This is a genomic window from Hydrogenophaga pseudoflava (genome assembly GCF_004353865.1).
GTDB lineage: Bacteria > Pseudomonadota > Gammaproteobacteria > Burkholderiales > Burkholderiaceae_C > Hydrogenophaga > Hydrogenophaga pseudoflava.
The window spans coordinates 218,920-235,808 of record NZ_CP037867.1 but is presented as its reverse complement, the minus strand read 5'-3'; the positions used below and the strand labels follow the sequence as shown (position 1 = coordinate 235,808).

The following is a 16,889-nucleotide window of genomic DNA, read 5'->3' as shown; positions in this document are numbered from 1 at the left end:
ACGTCAGACCGTGGTCGACACCATGTCCAGTCGGGTGCGCTCCTCCGCAGTCAGCACGGTGGGTTCGACCACCGGGAGGCCTGTGGCGTCAAAGAACGGGTTGGCCTTGTATGTCCCCGACAGCCGACTGCCTGCGACGATCCGCAGGATGCGCGCCAAGGCTCTGGGGAGGCCGAATGCCCGCGGCTTGGGGTTGCCCAGTGCGCTCTGCGTGTTGGTACTTGCCAGCACAGGCCCGAAGGCCGCCTCCAGCGGCGCGCTGTCCAGACACTGCACGAGCAGGCCGGTGAACGGCATGTTGCGGCTGCTCATGGTGTTGCCCACCGGGGTGCGGCAACACGCGGCGTACCAGCGCAGCATCCCCTTGGACGACAGGCGCATCACCGAGAGGTGTTCGATGCCCTGGATGAACCGGATGCGGTGCGGCGCCAGCTGCACCACGTCCGAACCGCCCTGCGCATCCAGCACGCGCCCCGCCGGACCGAGGTAGCGAGCGAAGGCCTGACAGTCTTTGCAGTAGCACACCATGCGACTGGTCGGTCCACCCCGTTCGATCTGGCCTTGCAGCGCGCCGCAACGGCAGCGCAGGGGATGGGTCTCGGCGATCATGGGGGCTCCCTGAACAGATGGGCATCTATTGTGTGGTCATCTCGACAGGCGCAAGCCCCAACGCCTGCGGCTCGGCGCGCATCGCGTGTGCAATCAGCGCCATGTCCTTCGCCGACACCTCGAACAGGCCGTAGCGGAACTTCTGGCCCCAGTGGCGGCGGTCGTCCACGAAGTCCAGCTCATCGAGCAACGGTGCAATGGGCGCCGGCTCGGCCGCCACGTAACGGACATCGCGTCGGAACGGTACGAAGCCGTTGCCCATGTCGGCCTGGTAGGGCGGGCGCGCCTCCACCATGCCCAGGCTGACAAAGCTCTGCAGGCGGTCCTTGCCGCCCATCGTGGTCGAGGGCGCGTAGTAGGCGACCACGTCGCCAGGTGCCAGCCGCCGCAGTGGCCCACCCTTGCCGTGGCAGACCTGCATGAACCCCACCGGCGCATGGTCGCGGCCGCGCTGCGCGTGTTCGGCGCAGGCCACCGCGATCCAGCACCGGGGCTGTAGGGTGGTGGCGGCGTTCATGCCAGCGCGTGAATGCCCACGCGGTTGCCTTCGCTGTCGATGATGTGGGCGAAACAGCCCATGCCGTCAGGCAAAGTCACCTTGGAAAGCGCCAGGCGACCGCCGGCGGCTTCGATGCGCGAGAGCCAGGGTTCGAGGGTTTCACCGGCGTTGAGGTAGACCAGCGTGCCCTGTGCGGCAGGCTGCATGGCCGGGCTCTTGAACAGCGCGCCGCGCACATCGGCTTCGCGGTCGCCGGGGAACACGGCCAGCTCCTGGCCGGGGCCGCCAAAGGCTTCGCGCTTGAGGGACTGGCGGGTGAGCGCCTCGTAGAAGCGCACGGCGCGGTCCATGTCGGCGACGGGGATCTCGAACCAGTTGAGGGCGTGTGCCATGAAAGACTCCAGGGGGTGGTTGAACAGAACCCGGAGTCTGCGGACCCCCTGCTGACAGCGCTGTGGCAGCAGGCTGTCAGCGGTTGCATCAACGCATCAGAGCAGCTCTTGCGGGATGTTGCCGCCGTTGGCCGCGATGTGGCCCAGCACGTTCTTGTGCAGCCACATGTTCATCTTGGCCGAGTCGGCCATCAGCTCGTCGGGGCAGTACAGCTCCTTGGCCAGTTCCTTGCGCGCGGCCAGGCTGCTGTCCAGGCCCAGCAGCTTGAGCAGGTCGACGATGGAGGTCTTCCAGTTGAGCTTTTCGGGGTGCTTGGCGGCCTTCTCGGCGAGCAGGGCCATCACGTCCACCATGGCGATGGGGTTGACCACGGGCGCGGCCGGTGCCGCAGGGGCCGCGGCGGGTGCGGCGGCCGGAGCGGGTGCGGGCGCTGCGGCGGCGGGCGGAATGATGACCGGCGCGGCGGCCGCGTCCTTCATGCCGAGTTTTTCGAGGATGTTGCTGAAGAAACCCATGCTGCTGCTCCTGGGGCGTCGAATGAAGGGAATTGCCGGGCCGGACGCGGTCGGCTCCGGTCGGACAGCATAACGGCCTGTGTGCCACCAAAACATGACAATTTGTCGGGCGCGCCCGGTGCGCGGCGGCACCGTGAGGCAGTGCCCGCGCCTGTGCCGCGGGCGCCACGGATGCGGCACAAGCCGCCGCTCAGAGCCAGCGCAGCAGCCAGCCCGCCACCAGCGGCAGCGCCACCGCGCTGAACAGCGCGGACAGCCCCATGGCCAGGCCGGCGAAGGCGCCCATTTCTTCGCTCACCAGAAAGGCGCGCGCGGTGCCGATGCCGTGCGCCGCCGTGCCCAGCGCGAAGCCGCGCACCGTCGGGTCGGTGATGCGCAGCAGGTCGAACAGGCCGCGCGCGCTGGCCGCCCCCAGGATGCCGGTGCAGACCACCAGCACCGCCGTCAGCGTGGGCAGCCCGCCGATCTTTTCGGCGATGCCCATGGCCACCGGCGCCGTGACCGACTTGGGAGCCAGCGAGGCGATGGTGGCCTTGCTCGCCCCCAGCGCCCAGCCGATGCCGATGGCGCTGACCGTGGCCGCCAGCGTGCCCACCACCAGTGCGCCCAGCATGGGCAGCCACAGGCGCTTGAGGCGCGGCAGCTGTTCGTACAGCGGCACCGCCAGCGCCACCGTGGCGGGGCCGAGCAGGAAGTGCACGAACTGCGCGCCCTCAAAGTAGGTGGCGTAGGGCGTGCCGGTGACCCAGAGCAGCGAGCCGAGCGCAATCACCGCCAGCGCCACCGGGTTGGCCAGCGGGTGGAAACCGCTGCGTCGGTAGAGCATGAAGGCGCCCTGGTAGACCAGCAGCGTGACCGCCAGCCCCAGCAAGGGCGTGGTCGAGAGGTAGACCCAGACGTCCACCAGCCGGCCGCCGATGGCGCTGCCGGCGGCCACCTGGGTCAGCGGGGCTTCAGTGCTCATGGGCCTCGTCCGGCGGCGCCACGCGCTTCATCAGCCAAGCCATGGTCAGGGCCGCGCTGGCCAGGCCGATCCAGGTGCTCAGCACCAGCGCCACGCCGATGGCCAGCGCCTCCTGGCCCAGGCGCTGCAGGTGCAGCATCACACCCACGCCCGCGGGCACGAACAGCAGCGAGAGGTGCTGCAGCAGGGTGGCGGTGGTGGGTTTGAGCGCGGCCAGCCAGGCGGGCTTGTACACCAGCGTGATCAGCAGCCCGGCCATGCCCACCACCGGACCGGGCACCGGCACAGCCAGGGTGCGCACCAGCGCCTCGCCCACCAACTGAAACACCAGCAGGGTGGCAAGGGCTGGGATCACGGTTGCAGGGCCTCGTCGAGCAGCTCGATCCAGTGCCGCACCGGCGTGGCGGTGCCGCTCTGCAGGTGGGTGATGCAGCCGATGTTGGCGCTGGCAATCACGGCCGGCTGCAGCTCGCCCAGGTGACCCAGCTTGCGGTCGCGCAGCTGGTAAGACAGTTCGGGGTTGAGCACCGAGTAGGTGCCCGCCGAGCCGCAGCACAGGTGGGCTTCGTTCTTCGCCACCTGCACCGTGAACCCCAGCGCGGCCAGGTGGGTTTCGACGCCGCCCTTGAGCTTCTGACCGTGCTGCAGGGTGCAAGGGGGATGAAAACCAATGACCTGCTTTGCGTCGGGCTGCTTCGCCAGCTTCGGTTTCAACACCGGTACCAACGCGGGCAGCAGTTCGCTCAGGTCTTGGGTCAGTTCGCTGATGCGCGCGGCCTTGGCGGCATAGGCGCTGTCGTGCTGCAGGATGTGGCCGTATTCCTTGACCGTCACGCCGCAGCCCGAGGCGTTCATCACGATCGCCTCCACGCCCTGCTCGACATGCGGCCACCAGGCGTCGATGTTGGCGCGCATCTGCGCCATGCCACCGTCCTGGTCGTTCAGGTGGAACTTCACCGCGCCGCAGCAGCCCGCCTCGGGCGCCACCACGGTCTGGATGTCGGCGGCATCCAGCACGCGCGCGGTGGCGCTGTTGATGTTGGGCATCATGGCCGGCTGCACGCAGCCCGCCAGCATCAGCACCTTGCGTGCGTGCGTGGCGGCCGGCCAGCGCCCCGCGTCCTGCCTGGCGGGCACCTTGTTCTTCAGGGTCTCGGGCAGCAGACCACGCACCAGCTGGCCCAGCTTCATGGCGGGGCCGAAAGCGGGCGAGGTCAGGCCTTCCTTGAGCAGCCAGCGCACCGCCTTTTCACCGGCCGGACGCGGCACCTTGGCATCCACCACCTTGCGGCCGATGTCCACCAGATGGCCGTAGTCCACGCCGCTGGGGCAGGTGCTCTCGCAGTTGCGGCAGGTGAGACACCGGTCCAGGTGCAGCTGCGTGGCGCGTGTCGGCTCGGCGCCTTCGAACACCTGCTTCATCAGGTAGATGCGGCCGCGCGGACCGTCCAGCTCGTCGCCCAGCAGCTGGTAGGTCGGGCAGGTGGCGGTGCAGAAGCCGCAGTGCACGCACTTGCGCAGGATGGCCTCGGCGGCAATGCCGTCGGGCGTGCCTTTGAATTCGGGGGCGAGGTTGGTTTGCATCGTGGGTTCAGCCCATCTTGTTCTGGTTGAAGAGGCCCAGCGGGTCGAACGCCTCGCGCAGGCGCTTCGTGATGGCCTGCAGCGCCGGGTTTTCGGCATCGAAACGGCGCACGCCCGGCGCGCCGTCGGCGCCGGCGCGAAACAGGGTCGCGTGGCCCTGCATCCTGGCCGCGGCCGCACGGATCGGCGTGGCCGCCAGGGCCGGCGCCCAGAGCCAGCGCTGCGCACCCTGCCACTCGATCAGCTGCGCAAACGGCAGCTCCAGCACCGGCGCGGTCTGCGGCAGCGACAGGCGCCACAGGCACAGGTCCGGCGACGGTGCGTTGAAGAACGGCAGGGTCTGGTCGCGGCAGGCGGCCCAGTCGGGCCCGGCCTGGGCGTTGTCCATGCTCTGGCCGCCGGCTTCGCGCGCCAGTCGCTCGCTGGCGGCCTCCACCGCGGCCGCCGCACCGCGCAGGCGCACGAACAGCAGCTCGGGCGCATCGGGTGCGGTGTCGTCCTTCACCCAGCAGGAGGCATTGAGCGGCAGCGGCTGGCCGCCCCAGCGGTGCAGCTGCTCCAGCGCGTCGTGCTGGCCCATTTTGAACACCAGCGTGGCCTCGGCCGGGGCCACTGGCAGCACCTTGAGCGAAAGGTGGGTGATCACGCCCAGTGTGCCCATGGAGCCGGCGAGCGCGCGGCTGATGTCGTAACCGGCCACGTTCTTCATCACCTGGCCGCCGAAGGTGAGCCACTCGGCCTGGCCGTTGATGAACTGGGCGCCCAGCACGTAGTCGCGCACACCACCTGCGGTGGCGCGGGCCGGGCCGGCGAGACCGGCGGCAACGGCGCCACCGATGGTCGAACCGGCACCGAAATGCGGCGGGTCGAACGGCAGGTGCTGCCCCTTCTCGGCCAGGGCCGCCTCGACCTCGGCCAGCGGCGTGCCGGCACGCACGGTGATCACCAGCTCGCTGGGTTCGTGCGCGACGATGCCGCTGAAAGCGCGCGTGTCCAGTGTCTGACCGCTCACCGGTTCGCCGTGGAAGGCCTTGGTGTCGCCGCCCCGGATGCGCAGCGGCGTGCGGGCAGCGACGGCGGCGCGAACCTGGTCGATCAGCGCATGCGGGGTGTCGTTCGTGAGGCTGTTCTGCATGGCCGCCATGGTAGCGGCGGGCCTTGCAAGGGCCTTTGAATTTTTTGCACGGCCGGCTGCAATCGGAGCCGGCCCGCGGTCAGCGCGTGTGCCCCAGGCAGGCGCCGGCGTTGGGCCGGCCGCGGCACTCGCGCTTCAGGCGTTTCTCGCGCGCGGCGGGTGTTTCGCTGGACGGCGCGTCGATGAAGCTGACGCGGGCCGGCGGGCGGCGCTCGGTCTTGGCGGGCGGGCTGGCCGCTGCCGCCTGGAGCGCGACGCCCAGGGTGAGTGCGAGCACGGCGAACAGCGACATCGGTTGTGCAGACATAGGTTCCTCCTGAAGTGCGTGACAGCGCGCATGCTCGCGCCCGCTCCAGGCCCTGTCTGTGATGCATTCACCAGGCGAAAAAAGACCCGCGGCCTTGCGGCGCGCGGGTCGAACATCCAAAGGAGGCAATCAGGGGTCGGATCAGCGGTTGTAGGCGGTTTCGCCGTGCGAGCTGATGTCCAGACCTTCGCGTTCCTGCTCTTCGGTCACGCGCAGGCCCATGGTCAGGTCGACGATCTTGTAGGCGATGAAGGCGACGATGGAGGACCACACGATGGTGATGACCACGCCTTCGGCCTGGATCAGCAGCTGGCTGGCGATGGAGAAGTCGTCGCCCTTGACGCCGCCCAGCGAGCCGGCGGAGAACACGCCGGTCAGCAGGGCACCGACGATGCCGCCGACGCCGTGCACGCCGAACACGTCCAGCGAGTCGTCGGCACCGAGCATCTTCTTCAGGCCGGTCACGCCCCACAGGCACAGGAAGCCGGCGACCAGGCCGATGATGATGGCGCCCATGACACCGACGGTGCCGCAGGCCGGGGTGATGGCCACCAGGCCGGAGACGGCACCGGAGGCGGCGCCCAGCATCGAGGCCTTGCCCTTGGCCAGGGCCTCACCCACGCACCAGGCCAGCACGGCGGCGGCGGTGGCCATCAGGGTGTTGATGAAGGCCAGGGTGGTGCCACCGTTGGCTTCCAGGTTGGAGCCGGCGTTGAAACCGAACCAGCCCACCCACAGCAGCGAGGCGCCGACCATGGTCAGGGTCAGGCTGTGCGGGGCCATGGCTTCCTTGCCGTAGCCGATGCGCTTGCCCAGGACATAGGCACCCACCAGGCCGGCCATGGCGGCGTTGATGTGCACCACGGTGCCGCCGGCGAAGTCCAGCGCGCCCTTGTCGAACAGGTAGCCGCCCGCGCCCCAGACCATGTGGGCGATCGGCAGGTAGCTGAAGGTGAACCAGATGGCGCAGAACAGCAGCACGGAACCGAACTTGATGCGCTCGGCGAAGGAGCCGACGATCAGCGCGCAGGTGATGCCCGCGAAGGTGCACTGGAAGGCGATGAAGATGAACTCGGGGATCATCACGCCGGCCGTGAAGGTGGCCGCCAGCGAGTCGGTGGTGACGCCCTTGAGGAACAGCTTGTCGAAGTTGCCGTAGATCAGGCCCTCGCCGCCGAAGGCGACGCTGTAGCCGTAGACGGCCCACAGCACGGCGATCAGCGAGAACACGACCATGACCTGCATCAGCACGGACAGCATGTTCTTGCTGCGCACCAGGCCGCCGTAGAACAGGGCCAGGCCGGGCACGACCATCAGCAGCACGAGGATGGTGGCGATCATCATCCAGGTCACGTCGCCCTTGTCCACCGTTTCCTTCACGGCTTCGGCGGGCGCAGCTTCTGCCGCAGCCGGTGCGGCCTCGGCGGCAGCGGGTGCTGCAGCGTCGGCAGCAGGGGCCGCTGCGGGAGCAGCCGCGGCATCGGCGGCGGGTGCGGTGGCGGCCGGTGCATCGGCCGGCTTGGCGGCGTCCTGGGCCATGGCGGAGAACCCGCCGAACATAAGGCCTGCCCCCAGGAGCAGGGAAGCGATCAGTTTTTTCATTTGGGTGCTCTTTCTGATGCGGGTGCGGGGATCAGAGGGCTTCCTTGCCGGTCTCGCCGGTGCGGATGCGAACCACCTGTTCGAGGGGGGAGACGAAGATCTTGCCGTCGCCGATCTTGCCGGTGCGGGCGGCGCCTTCGATGGCTTCGATCACGCGGTCGACCAGGGCGTCGTCGACGGCGGCTTCGATCTTGACCTTGGGCAGGAAGTCGACGACGTACTCGGCGCCGCGGTAGAGCTCGGTGTGCCCCTTCTGGCGGCCAAAGCCCTTGACTTCGGTCACGGTGATGCCCTGCACGCCCATGCCGGAGAGCGCTTCGCGCACTTCGTCCAGCTTGAACGGCTTGATGATGGCGGAAACCATTTTCATGCTGTGTTACCTCTTCTAGGGTGGGACGGTGTCGGGGCGGGGCCGGGTGACACCACGGGTTGATGCAATCGCTTACAGCCAGAAGCAGGGACCGTGCCAGCTGCTCACCCACCCCGCTCCCGAGGCGGCCGCCCCGAGGGAAAACGTCCTCCCGACGGGGGCTGCGACCCACCCCGTGGGCATGACATGATCCCCGCGCCGCGGCCATAGAGCCGCACCAAACACGTGCATGCCGGTGTCCAGCCGGTCATGCACCGAAACAGGGATGGAGGACCGGATGGGTTTGTCATTGGTGCACAGCCGCGCGCTGATCGGGCTGGAGGCGCGGCCGGTCCAGGTGGAGGTGCACCTGGCCAACGGTCTGCCCAGCTTCACGCTGGTGGGTCTGGTCGACACGGAAGTGAAAGAAGCGCGCGAACGCGTGCGCTCGGCGATTGCCAACGCCGGGCTTGAATTCCCCAGCAACAAGCGCATCACCGTGAACCTGGCGCCGGCCGATCTGCCCAAGGACTCGGGTCGCTTCGACCTGCCGATCGCGCTGGGCATCCTGGCCGCGGCGGGCCAGATCGACGGCGCGAAGCTGGCCGGCTGGGAGTTCGCGGGCGAGCTTTCGCTGGGCGGCGAGCTGCGCCCGGTGCGCGGCGCGCTGGCCATGAGCCTGGCGCTGCACCGGGACGGTTCCGCGGGCGCGACCACGCGGCTGGTGCTGCCGCCCGGCAGCGCCGAAGAGGCGGCGCTGGTGCCGCAGGCCCAGGTGTGCCGGGCCCGCCACCTGCTGGACGTGGTGGCGCAGTTCCTGCCCGAAGGGGCCGCGGGCACCGGCGATGCACCACCCGACGACACGGGCTGGGCGCGTCTGTCGCCCACGCCGGTATCGGCCCGCGAAACCTACGCCGACCTGGCCGACGTCAAGGGCCAGGCGGGCGCGCGCCGGGCACTGGAAATCGCCGCGGCGGGCTCGCACAGTCTGCTGATGGTCGGCCCACCCGGCTCGGGCAAGAGCATGCTGGCGCAGCGCTTCGCCGGCCTGCTGCCGCCCATGGACACCACCGAGGCGCTGGAGTCGGCCGCGGTCGCCTCGCTGGCCGGGCGCTTCCGGCTGGAGGCCTGGGGCCTGCGACCCACCTGCGCACCGCACCACAGCGCCAGCGCCGTGGCCCTGGTGGGCGGCGGCTCACCGCCCCGGCCCGGCGAGATCTCACTGGCCCACCACGGCGTGCTGTTCCTCGACGAACTGCCCGAATTCCCGCGCGCCGCCCTCGAAGCCCTGCGCGAGCCGCTGGAAAGCGGCCACATCCGCATCTCGCGCGCGGCGATGCAGAGCGAGTTCCCGGCGCGTTTCCAGCTGGTGGCCGCCATGAACCCCTGCCCCTGTGGCTTCCTGGGCCACCCCACCCAGCCCTGCCGCGACACGCCCGACCAGGTCGCGCGTTACCAGGGGCGCCTCTCCGGCCCGCTGCTGGACCGCATCGACCTGCACATCGAGGTGCCCGCCCTGCCCCCGCACGACCTGCTGCACAGCCCGGCCGGCGAACCCAGCGCCACCGTGCGCGAACGCGTGGCCGCTGCCCGGCAGCGGGCGCAGGCGCGCCAGGGCCAGAGCAACCAGGCGCTGTCGGGCCAGGCGCTGGACCGGCATGCGATGGCCGAACCCACCGCGCTCAAGTTCCTGCACACCGCAGCGGCCCGTCTGGGCTGGAGCGCGCGCAGCACCCACCGAGCCCTGCGCGTGGCGCGCACCATCGCCGACCTGGCCGGCAGCGAGTCCGTGGAGGTGGCGCACATCGCCGAGGCGGTGCAGTACCGGAGGGCGCTGCGCGCCGCGGGCTGAACGATCAGCGGTACTCGGCCTCACGGCGCCGCGCCTCGTCCATCTGGCGGAAGCGCACGCAGACGGGGTCGTTGGCAAACACCGCCTTGCCGCATTCGCGGATGCGGCAGAAGTCGCGCGCGAACACGTTGTCGCTGCCTGCGCACGCCTGGTCGACGCCCGCGACCGATCGCGTGGCGGGGGGTGGTGGCGCTGCAGCAGCCGCCACCGGCGCGGACTGGGCGGGTGCGGGCGCCGCCACGGGCGCGGGCTCGGACGCACCCGAATGGGTGCTGGCCACCGCAGGCGTTGCGCCAGCCCGCCGCCGCGCGTCGTCCAGCCGCTTCTGTTCCAGTGCCAGCTTCTGGCGTTGCTGTTCCAGGGCGGCCGCCCGCTCCCGGTCCTGCTGCTCCAGCAACTCGACCGAATGGCGCAGCCGGTCGACCGCGGCGGCGGCTTCTGGGGTGGATGGTGATGTCGCGGCCTCTGCGCCCGCAGGCTCCGCAACCGCCGATGGGCCGCTGGTAGCCAACGGCGCAGGGCTGGCCGTTTGCGTGGCCGCTGGCAGGGCGGCGGGAACCGCCGCCAGGGGCGCCGCCCGGGCCGGCGCCGGCGTGGACTGGTGGGCACCGAGCCACCAGCCGATGGCCAGCACCAGCACGCCCGCGGTCATGGCGCCCGCCCAGCGCCACCAGGCGGGCTGTTGTTCGGTGCGCTGGCCCGAGCGCTTGCGCCGGCGGGCGCGGCGCAGCGCGCGGTTGGCGCGCTCGCGGGCCACAGCGTCAGAACCCGCATCCCCGCCCGGCCGGTCCAGCGGGCGGGCGCAACCCCGGCAGAACCGGGCCTGGTCCCGGTTTTCCTTGCCGCAGGAAGGACACACGATGGCCATGACGATCAGAGGGTGGAACTGGAAGGGCTTGGCGTTGTAGCACAAGCCCCGGCCCTGCTGCCCGGCGCACCGACGGGCTGTCGGGCGGCCGTGGCGAACGGGCGTTGCCGGGTCAGAGGTTGGTGCCGAGCCAGCGCTTGAGCTCGCTGACCGCCACGCCGCTGCGCGCGGCCAGGTCGGCCACCTGGTCCTCGCCGATGCGGCCGACGTTGAAATAGGTGCTCTCGGGGTGCGCCAGGTAGAAACCGCTGACGCTGGCGGCCGGGCTCATGGCCAGGCTTTCGGTGAGCGCCATGCCGATCTCATCGGCCTGCAGCAGCTCGAACATCTGGCGCTTGACGCTGTGGTCCGGGCAGGCCGGGTAACCCGGCGCCGGGCGGATGCCCTGGTACTTTTCCTTGATGAGCTCGTCGTTGGAGAGCGTTTCGCCCGCGGCGTAGCCCCAGAGGTCGGTGCGCACGCGGGCGTGCATGCACTCGGCCAGCGCCTCGGCCAGGCGGTCGGCCAGGGACTTGAACAGGATGGCGTTGTAGTCGTCGTGCGCGGCCAGGAACTGCTGCTCCTTCTTCTCCACGCCCACGCCGGCCGTCACCGCGAACAGGCCCACGTAGTCGGGCGTGCCCTTGGGCGCCACGAAGTCGGCGAGACACCGGCTCGGGCGCGTCACGCCATCGACGGCTTCCTTCTCCGTCTGCTGGCGCAGGCCGTGCCAGGTCAGCACCGGCTGCTGGCGGGTTTCGTCGGCGTAGAGCGCGATGTCGTCGGCATTCACCCGGTTGGCCGGGTAGAGGCCGATCACCGCGTTGGCCGTCAGCCAGCGGCCTTCGATGATCTTCTTGAGCATGGCCTGCGCGTCGGCGAACACCTTGCGCGCCTGCTCGCCCACCACCTCGTCCTGCAGGATGGCCGGGTACGGGCCGGCCAGGTCCCAGGTCTGGAAGAACGGGCCCCAGTCGATGTAGCGCTCCAGCTCGGCCAGGTCGAAGTTCCTGAACACGCGGCGACCGATGAACTTGGGCGCCACCGGCGGGTGGGCCACGAAGTCCACCGGCGTGGCGTTGGCGCGCGCCTGCGCCAGCGGCCACAGCGGCACCTGCTTCTTGTTGGCGTGCTGCTGGCGCACGCGCTCGTAGTCGGCGTTGAGCTCGGCAATGGTCTGCTGGCGGCCGTCGCCAATGAGGCTCTGCGCCACGCTCACGCTGCGCGAGGCGTCGGGCACGTAGACCACCGGGCCGTCGTAGTGCGGCGCGATCTTCACGGCCGTGTGCACGCGGCTGGTGGTGGCGCCGCCGATCAGCAGCGGAATGCCTTGCTCGCGGAAGTGCGCGTCCTTCTGCATCTCGCCGGCCACGTACTGCATCTCTTCCAGGCTGGGCGTGATCAGGCCCGACAGGCCCACGATGTCCGCCCCCTCTTCCTTGGCCTTGGCCAGGATCTCGTGGCACGGGACCATCACGCCCATGTTCACCACCTCGAAGTTGTTGCACTGGAGCACGACGGTGACGATGTTCTTGCCGATGTCGTGCACGTCGCCCTTGACGGTGGCGATCACGATCTTGCCCTTGCTCTTCACGTCGCCGCCGGCCGCTTCGAGCTGGCGTTTTTCTTCCTCGATGTAGGGCAGCAGGTGGGCCACCGCCTGCTTCATCACGCGCGCGCTTTTCACCACCTGGGGCAGAAACATCTTGCCGGCGCCGAACAGGTCGCCGACCACGTTCATGCCGTCCATCAGCGGACCTTCGATCACGTGCAGCGGGCGGCCGCCGTCGGCCTTGATGAGCTGCCACATCTCCTCGGTGTCTTCGGTGATGTGCTCGTTGATGCCGCGCACCAGCGCGTGCGTCAGGCGTTCGCGGATCGGCAGGCCGCGCCACTCGTTCTTCTTCGAGTCGTCCTTGGCCGCGCCCTTGGCGCTCTCGGCCACTTCCACCAGGCGTTCGCCGGCGTCGGGCCGGCGGTTCAGCACCACGTCTTCCACCCGCTCGCGCAGCGTGGGTTCGATCTCGTCGTACACGCCCACCATACCGGCGTTGACGATGCCCATGTCCATGCCCGCCTGGATCGCGTGGTACAGGAACACGGTGTGGATGGCTTCGCGCACCGGGTCGTTGCCGCGGAAGCTGAACGACACGTTGGACACGCCGCCGCTGACCTTGGCACCCGGCAGGTTCGCCTTGATCCAGCGCGTGGCCTCGATGAAGTCGACCGCGTAGTTGTTGTGTTCTTCGATGCCGGTGGCGATGGCGAAGATGTTGGGGTCGAAGATGATGTCCTCGGGCGGGAAACCGACCTCGTCCACCAGCACGCGGTAGGCGCGTTCGCAGATCTCGATCTTGCGTTCGTAGGTGTCGGCCTGGCCCTTTTCGTCGAAGGCCATCACCACCGCGGCGGCGCCGTAGCGCTTGACCAGCCCGGCCTGGCGCTTGAACTCCTCGACGCCCTCCTTCATGGAAATCGAGTTGACGACGCCCTTGCCCTGGATGCACTGCAGGCCGGCCTCGATCACGCTCCACTTGGACGAGTCGATCATGATCGGCACGCGCGCGATGTCGGGCTCGCCGGCGATCAGGTTCAGGAAACGCACCATGGCGGCCTGGCTGTCCAGCATGGCCTCGTCCATGTTCACGTCCACGATCTGCGCGCCGTTCTCCACCTGCTGGCGGGCCACGGCCAGCGCGTCCTCGTAGCGACCTTCGAGGATCATGCGGGCGAAGGCCTTGGAGCCGGTGACGTTGGTGCGCTCGCCGACGTTGACGAACAGGCTGCCCTCGCCGATGCGCAGCGGCTCCAGGCCGGAGAGCAGCATGGGGGGGACGGACGACACGGCAGAAGCGGAAACGGGGGCGACGGAAGCAACGGACATGGGGCTCACCAGATGACATTCGGGGACTGGTGAGCGCCGTTGTGGCCGCCGGGACCGGCGGGGGCGTCGTCGACGCCCGGTGACTCAAGCCTGACGCGGCCCGCAGAGGGGCGGCGCTGCAGCGCTCCTTGAGAGGCCATGATTTTAGCCGGGCATGCCGGGAAAACCCGCGCACCGGGACATCCATCAATCACAACATAATTGATTTCTGATGTTTTGGGTTTGTTCATGCGCCTCCCTTCCCTGTTTTCCATATCCGCCGGCCTGCTCGTCTGGGCCATCACCTCACCCCTGGCCCGCGCCGTCGAGGTGCGCTTTCAGCCGGTCGCCCCCGGCGTCTACGCCTTCATCGGCGAGAAGGTGGGCCGCACCTACGACAACGAAGGCCTGAACGCCAATATCGGTCTGGTGGTGACACCGGCTGGCGCGCTGCTGATCGACAGCGGCGCGAGCGCCCAGGGCGCGCAGAAGATCAATGCCGCGGTGAAAAAGGTGACGGACCAGCCGGTCAAGTGGGTCATCAACACCGGCGGGCAGGACCACCGCTGGCTGGGCAACGGCCACTTCATCGCCCAGGGTGCCGAGGTCATCGCCCACGCCAGCGGCAAGGCGGACCTGCTGGCCCGCGGCGGCGACCACCTCGCCGCCCTCAGGCCGGTGCTGAAGGACAAGCTGGATGGCACGGTGCCCGCCCTGCCCACGCGCTGGCTCGCGGGCAGCGACGAGACGCTGAACCTGGGCGGCGTGACCGTTGAAGTGAAACACCGCGGCGGCGCGCACACGCCCGGCGACCTGATGGTCTGGCTGCCGCAGCAGCGCGTGGTTTTCAGCGGCGACATCGTCTACGTCGACCGCATGCTGGGCGTGATCCCGGTCAGCCACACCGGCCGCTGGCTGGCGAGCTTCGCGGCGCTGGAAGCGCTCAAGCCTGCGCGCATCGTGCCCGGTCACGGCGAGGTGTGCGAGCTGCCGAAGGCCCAGGCGCAGACGCGCGACTACCTGCAGGCGCTGCGCACGCACATGAAGCAGGCGGTGGAGAACGGCGAGGACATCGGCGCCGCCATCAAGGCTTTTGACGCGAAGCCGTGGATGGGCCTGCTCAACGCGACCGAGCTGCACCCGGGCAACGCCAGCCGGACGTATCTGGAGCTGGAGCGGGAGTGAGGCGGGTCAAGGCACGGTCGGAGCGGGCGCCGACAGGATGCTGTTGAGCGCGACGTTCACGTAGTAGTTGCTGCGCCCCACTTTCTGCTTGGCCAGAAAGCCCCCGTCCACCAGCGCCTCCAGGTACTTGGTGGCGGTCAGGCGCGAGACCTGCAGGTCTCGCTGCACAAAGTCGATCTTGGTGTACGGGTGCGTGAACAGGTTGTTGATCAGGTCCTGGCTGTAGAACCGGTGCCCATCGCGAATGCGGTGCTTGTAGTCGAACAGCGCCGTCTTGATGGCCTGCACCGTGGTCACGGTCTGGCGAGCCGTCGTCTCCACCGCCTGCAGCATGTACAGCACCCAGTCCTCCCAGGTGTCGTCGTCGCGCACCGTTTGCAACAAGCGGTAGTAGTCGGCCTTGTGCTGCACGATGTGGCGGCTCAGGTACAGCACCGGAATGTCCAGCAAGCCTTCCTTGACCAGATAGAGCACGTTGACGATGCGGCCCGTGCGACCGTTGCCGTCGTAGAAAGGGTGGATGCTCTCGAACTGGTGGTGGATCAGCGCCATCTTGATCAGCGGATCGACCGGAAACAGGGCGTCATCGTTCATGAAGCGCTCCAGCCCGCTCATCAGCGCCACGATCTCGGCCGGGTCCTGCGGCGGGGTGTACACCGTCTGCCCGCTGCCGTCCTTGAGCGCCGTGCCGGGCAACTTACGAAAACCCGCGTTGTTGCGCTCCAGCTCGCCCTGTATGCCCACGACATGATTGGCCGTCAGCAGCCCGGTGGCCCGCACTTGCTCAAAGCCAAAGCGCAGCGCCTGCCGGTAGCGCAGCACCTCCTTGGCCGCCGGATTGGCGAACGCCTCCGGATGCACGTCGTCCTTGAACAGCTCGTCGTGCGTGGTGACGATGTTCTCGATCTCGGAACTGTCCTTGGCCTCCTGCAAGCCCAGGGTGTTGATCAGGATGCCCTGGTTGGGAATGGACGCGGCCAGACCTTTCAGCTCAGCCAGCTGCCGGCTGCTGCTGGCCAGCTTTTTCAGAATGGCTGGCGTGTCAAACCGGGCCGGGTCCAGCTGTTCCAGGGGCGTCAGGGTGGACATGCATCGCCTCCATCAGGCTCATATGTATAGAAAATGCGAATTTCTATGCATGTTAAACGCCACGTGTATAGAAACGGGGCGGTTTCTGTGCAGGTGCTGCGGGCTCAGCCTTGGCCTGGCACGTGCACCTGCGCCAACGCCAACACCACCTCCCGCACCACCTTGCGCTGTGGCGCAGGCAACTGCAGGTAGGCGTCGATCACCTCGCGCTCGGTGTGGTTGAGGCTCTCGTCCCAGCGGCGCTGGTGCTCGCGCACCTTGTACCGCACCGCCTCACCAAACCGCAGCACCTCGGGCGCCAGCTTCAACCACTCGGCCAACACCTGCAGCTTGTCCTGCGTGGGAATCGAACGGCTGTTGAGCCAGCCCCAGGCCGCCTGGTTGCTGATGGAGCGCCCCGGCCAGCGCAGATTGAATTCGTGCTCCAGCACCGACGGGCTGGCGACGTAGCCCATGCGGACCATCGCGTCCCGCAGGCGCTGGGAGAACTCCATCTTTTCGTTCATGCGCCCAACCTACGTGGCGCTTGAAAAATGGCTCTATTTCTTGTTGTTTATGATCTCAACAATTACTTGAATTTTGTTTCAATTTTGATTGATGATTGCCCTGTCGTTGCCACCCATCTTTCGGTCAGCTCTTGCCGCCATCGCCCTGGTGTTGTTGGCCGGCTGTTCCACAACACAAGAAATCACGCTCGGGGCTGCGGTCCAAAAAAACCTGTCCACGATCGCACTTGTCCCCAGCGATGGCAACTCCTCACAAATGAACAGCCTGTTGGAGGCTGCGCTGCTCAAAGAACAACTGACCGTCGTTGGTGCTCTGCCTCCGGGTACCCGGACCGCCCCCGGTATCGACGCGTTGGTGAGCTACACGGACATCTGGCGTTGGGACCTGGTGATGTATCTCAAGCACCTCACCGTGCAGTTGTACGACGCTCAGACGGGACAACTGCTTGCCCTGGGCCAATGGTCCGATTCGCCCCTGCACGGATTCAGGAACCCCAAGACAGTCATGGAGGGCCTGATCTCGGATCTCGTAGCCAGGGTGCGCGGCGCCAAACCAGCGACTCCGGCTGCCGCGCCCCCCTGACCACGCT

At 68.5% G+C, this 16,889-nt stretch carries 19 protein-coding genes; 3 read left to right on the top strand and 16 right to left on the bottom strand.

Annotated features, from left to right (window positions below):
- Positions 1–3: 3 nt before the first annotated feature.
- The 11 genes from HPF_RS01150 to HPF_RS01100 form a co-directional block, all read right to left on the bottom strand.
- Positions 4–609: a DUF6151 family protein gene (locus HPF_RS01150; RefSeq protein ID WP_079366447.1), complete on the bottom strand. Its 606-nt coding sequence runs from the start codon at positions 607–609 to the stop codon at positions 4–6.
- Between the two features lie 25 nt (positions 610–634).
- A complete protein-coding gene (locus HPF_RS01145; protein WP_079366446.1) occupies positions 635–1,126 on the bottom strand; it encodes an EVE domain-containing protein in 492 nt (163 codons plus the stop codon).
- The gene (locus tag HPF_RS01140) at positions 1,123–1,500 is read right to left on the bottom strand and encodes a VOC family protein (RefSeq protein ID WP_133155507.1); all 378 of its coding nucleotides are present in this window, start codon (positions 1,498–1,500) and stop codon (positions 1,123–1,125) included. Before HPF_RS01140 ends, HPF_RS01145 begins: the two co-directional genes overlap by 4 nt.
- Before the next feature lie 96 nt (positions 1,501–1,596).
- On the bottom strand, positions 1,597–2,016 hold the full coding sequence (locus HPF_RS01135; protein WP_133155506.1) for a DUF3597 domain-containing protein: 420 nt from the start codon (positions 2,014–2,016) through the stop codon (positions 1,597–1,599).
- A gap of 190 nt (positions 2,017–2,206) precedes the next feature.
- On the bottom strand, positions 2,207–2,980 hold the full coding sequence (locus tag HPF_RS01130; RefSeq protein WP_207959282.1) for an LrgB family protein: 774 nt from the start codon (positions 2,978–2,980) through the stop codon (positions 2,207–2,209).
- Positions 2,970–3,335, bottom strand: coding sequence for a CidA/LrgA family protein (locus HPF_RS01125; protein WP_079366442.1), 366 nt, complete (start codon positions 3,333–3,335; stop codon positions 2,970–2,972). The genes HPF_RS01130 and HPF_RS01125 overlap by 11 nt, the downstream gene beginning before the upstream one ends.
- Positions 3,332–4,564 carry a glycolate oxidase subunit GlcF gene (gene glcF / locus HPF_RS01120; RefSeq protein ID WP_133155505.1) on the bottom strand — a complete coding sequence of 411 codons (1,233 nt, stop codon included), beginning with the start codon at positions 4,562–4,564 and terminating at the stop codon, positions 3,332–3,334. Before glcF ends, HPF_RS01125 begins: the two co-directional genes overlap by 4 nt.
- Before the next feature lie 7 nt (positions 4,565–4,571).
- Entirely contained in the window at positions 4,572–5,708 is a 1,137-nt protein-coding gene (glcE, locus tag HPF_RS01115; RefSeq protein WP_424955185.1) for a glycolate oxidase subunit GlcE, read from the bottom strand.
- Between the two features lie 70 nt (positions 5,709–5,778).
- Positions 5,779–6,006: a hypothetical protein gene (locus HPF_RS01110; RefSeq protein WP_079366439.1), complete on the bottom strand. Its 228-nt coding sequence runs from the start codon at positions 6,004–6,006 to the stop codon at positions 5,779–5,781.
- Between the two features lie 141 nt (positions 6,007–6,147).
- On the bottom strand, positions 6,148–7,608 hold the full coding sequence (locus HPF_RS01105; RefSeq protein WP_133155503.1) for an ammonium transporter: 1,461 nt from the start codon (positions 7,606–7,608) through the stop codon (positions 6,148–6,150).
- Positions 7,609–7,639: 31 nt separating this feature from the next.
- Positions 7,640–7,978: a P-II family nitrogen regulator gene (locus HPF_RS01100; protein ID WP_066152377.1), complete on the bottom strand. Its 339-nt coding sequence runs from the start codon at positions 7,976–7,978 to the stop codon at positions 7,640–7,642.
- A gap of 277 nt (positions 7,979–8,255) precedes the next feature.
- On the opposite strand from HPF_RS01100, the gene HPF_RS01095 reads away from it, so the two are divergent.
- Positions 8,256–9,809 carry a YifB family Mg chelatase-like AAA ATPase gene (locus HPF_RS01095; RefSeq protein WP_133155502.1) on the top strand — a complete coding sequence of 518 codons (1,554 nt, stop codon included), beginning with the start codon at positions 8,256–8,258 and terminating at the stop codon, positions 9,807–9,809.
- 4 nt (positions 9,810–9,813) lie between these two features.
- Here HPF_RS01095 and HPF_RS01090 read toward each other — a convergent pair whose 3' ends face one another.
- The 3 genes from HPF_RS01090 to HPF_RS01080 form a co-directional block, all read right to left on the bottom strand.
- Positions 9,814–10,722, bottom strand: coding sequence for a zinc ribbon domain-containing protein (locus tag HPF_RS01090; RefSeq protein WP_133155501.1), 909 nt, complete (start codon positions 10,720–10,722; stop codon positions 9,814–9,816).
- Between the two features lie 67 nt (positions 10,723–10,789).
- Entirely contained in the window at positions 10,790–13,540 is a 2,751-nt protein-coding gene (gene metH / locus HPF_RS01085) for a methionine synthase (RefSeq protein WP_133155500.1), read from the bottom strand.
- A gap of 5 nt (positions 13,541–13,545) precedes the next feature.
- Complete coding sequence (locus HPF_RS01080) at positions 13,546–13,770, bottom strand: hypothetical protein (RefSeq protein ID WP_133155499.1); 225 nt, start codon at positions 13,768–13,770, stop codon at positions 13,546–13,548.
- Here HPF_RS01080 and HPF_RS01075 point away from each other — a divergent pair.
- Positions 13,769–14,704 (top strand): MBL fold metallo-hydrolase, encoded by a 936-nt coding sequence (locus HPF_RS01075; protein ID WP_133155498.1) that lies wholly within the window; start codon positions 13,769–13,771, stop codon positions 14,702–14,704. The two genes, HPF_RS01080 and HPF_RS01075, sit on opposite strands and share 2 nt — an antisense overlap.
- A gap of 6 nt (positions 14,705–14,710) precedes the next feature.
- Here HPF_RS01075 and HPF_RS01070 read toward each other — a convergent pair whose 3' ends face one another.
- Together HPF_RS01070 and HPF_RS01065 are read right to left on the bottom strand one after the other, a co-directional pair.
- A complete protein-coding gene (locus HPF_RS01070) occupies positions 14,711–15,793 on the bottom strand; it encodes a Fic family protein (RefSeq protein ID WP_133155497.1) in 1,083 nt (360 codons plus the stop codon).
- Positions 15,794–15,897: 104 nt separating this feature from the next.
- Positions 15,898–16,299, bottom strand: coding sequence for a transcriptional regulator (locus HPF_RS01065; RefSeq protein ID WP_066152363.1), 402 nt, complete (start codon positions 16,297–16,299; stop codon positions 15,898–15,900).
- A 91-nt stretch (positions 16,300–16,390) separates the two neighbouring features.
- Here HPF_RS01065 and HPF_RS01060 point away from each other — a divergent pair, with 91 nt between their 5' ends.
- Positions 16,391–16,882 carry a hypothetical protein gene (locus HPF_RS01060; RefSeq protein WP_133155496.1) on the top strand — a complete coding sequence of 164 codons (492 nt, stop codon included), beginning with the start codon at positions 16,391–16,393 and terminating at the stop codon, positions 16,880–16,882.
- Positions 16,883–16,889: the final 7 nt, after the last annotated feature.

Excerpts from the sequence above, each read along its gene's own strand:
- glcE (WP_424955185.1), bottom strand. The coding sequence starts at position 5,708 with ATGGCGGCCATGCAGAACAGCCTCACGAACGACACCCCGCATGCGCTG.
- HPF_RS01065 (WP_066152363.1), bottom strand. The coding sequence starts at position 16,299 with ATGAACGAAAAGATGGAGTTCTCCCAGCGCCTGCGGGACGCGATGGTC.
- HPF_RS01140 (WP_133155507.1), bottom strand. The coding sequence starts at position 1,500 with ATGGCACACGCCCTCAACTGGTTCGAGATCCCCGTCGCCGACATGGAC.
- HPF_RS01080 (WP_133155499.1), bottom strand. The coding sequence starts at position 13,770 with ATGAACAAACCCAAAACATCAGAAATCAATTATGTTGTGATTGATGGA.
- HPF_RS01130 (WP_207959282.1), bottom strand. The coding sequence starts at position 2,980 with ATGAGCACTGAAGCCCCGCTGACCCAGGTGGCCGCCGGCAGCGCCATC.
- HPF_RS01105 (WP_133155503.1), bottom strand. The coding sequence starts at position 7,608 with ATGAAAAAACTGATCGCTTCCCTGCTCCTGGGGGCAGGCCTTATGTTC.
- glcF (WP_133155505.1), bottom strand. The coding sequence starts at position 4,564 with ATGCAAACCAACCTCGCCCCCGAATTCAAAGGCACGCCCGACGGCATT.
- HPF_RS01075 (WP_133155498.1), top strand. The coding sequence starts at position 13,769 with ATGCGCCTCCCTTCCCTGTTTTCCATATCCGCCGGCCTGCTCGTCTGG.
- metH (WP_133155500.1), bottom strand. The coding sequence starts at position 13,540 with ATGTCCGTTGCTTCCGTCGCCCCCGTTTCCGCTTCTGCCGTGTCGTCC.
- HPF_RS01095 (WP_133155502.1), top strand. The coding sequence starts at position 8,256 with ATGGGTTTGTCATTGGTGCACAGCCGCGCGCTGATCGGGCTGGAGGCG.
- HPF_RS01110 (WP_079366439.1), bottom strand. The coding sequence starts at position 6,006 with ATGTCTGCACAACCGATGTCGCTGTTCGCCGTGCTCGCACTCACCCTG.
- HPF_RS01135 (WP_133155506.1), bottom strand. The coding sequence starts at position 2,016 with ATGGGTTTCTTCAGCAACATCCTCGAAAAACTCGGCATGAAGGACGCG.
- HPF_RS01070 (WP_133155497.1), bottom strand. The coding sequence starts at position 15,793 with ATGTCCACCCTGACGCCCCTGGAACAGCTGGACCCGGCCCGGTTTGAC.
- HPF_RS01100 (WP_066152377.1), bottom strand. The coding sequence starts at position 7,978 with ATGAAAATGGTTTCCGCCATCATCAAGCCGTTCAAGCTGGACGAAGTG.
- HPF_RS01060 (WP_133155496.1), top strand. The coding sequence starts at position 16,391 with ATGATTGCCCTGTCGTTGCCACCCATCTTTCGGTCAGCTCTTGCCGCC.
- HPF_RS01150 (WP_079366447.1), bottom strand. The coding sequence starts at position 609 with ATGATCGCCGAGACCCATCCCCTGCGCTGCCGTTGCGGCGCGCTGCAA.
- HPF_RS01145 (WP_079366446.1), bottom strand. The coding sequence starts at position 1,126 with ATGAACGCCGCCACCACCCTACAGCCCCGGTGCTGGATCGCGGTGGCC.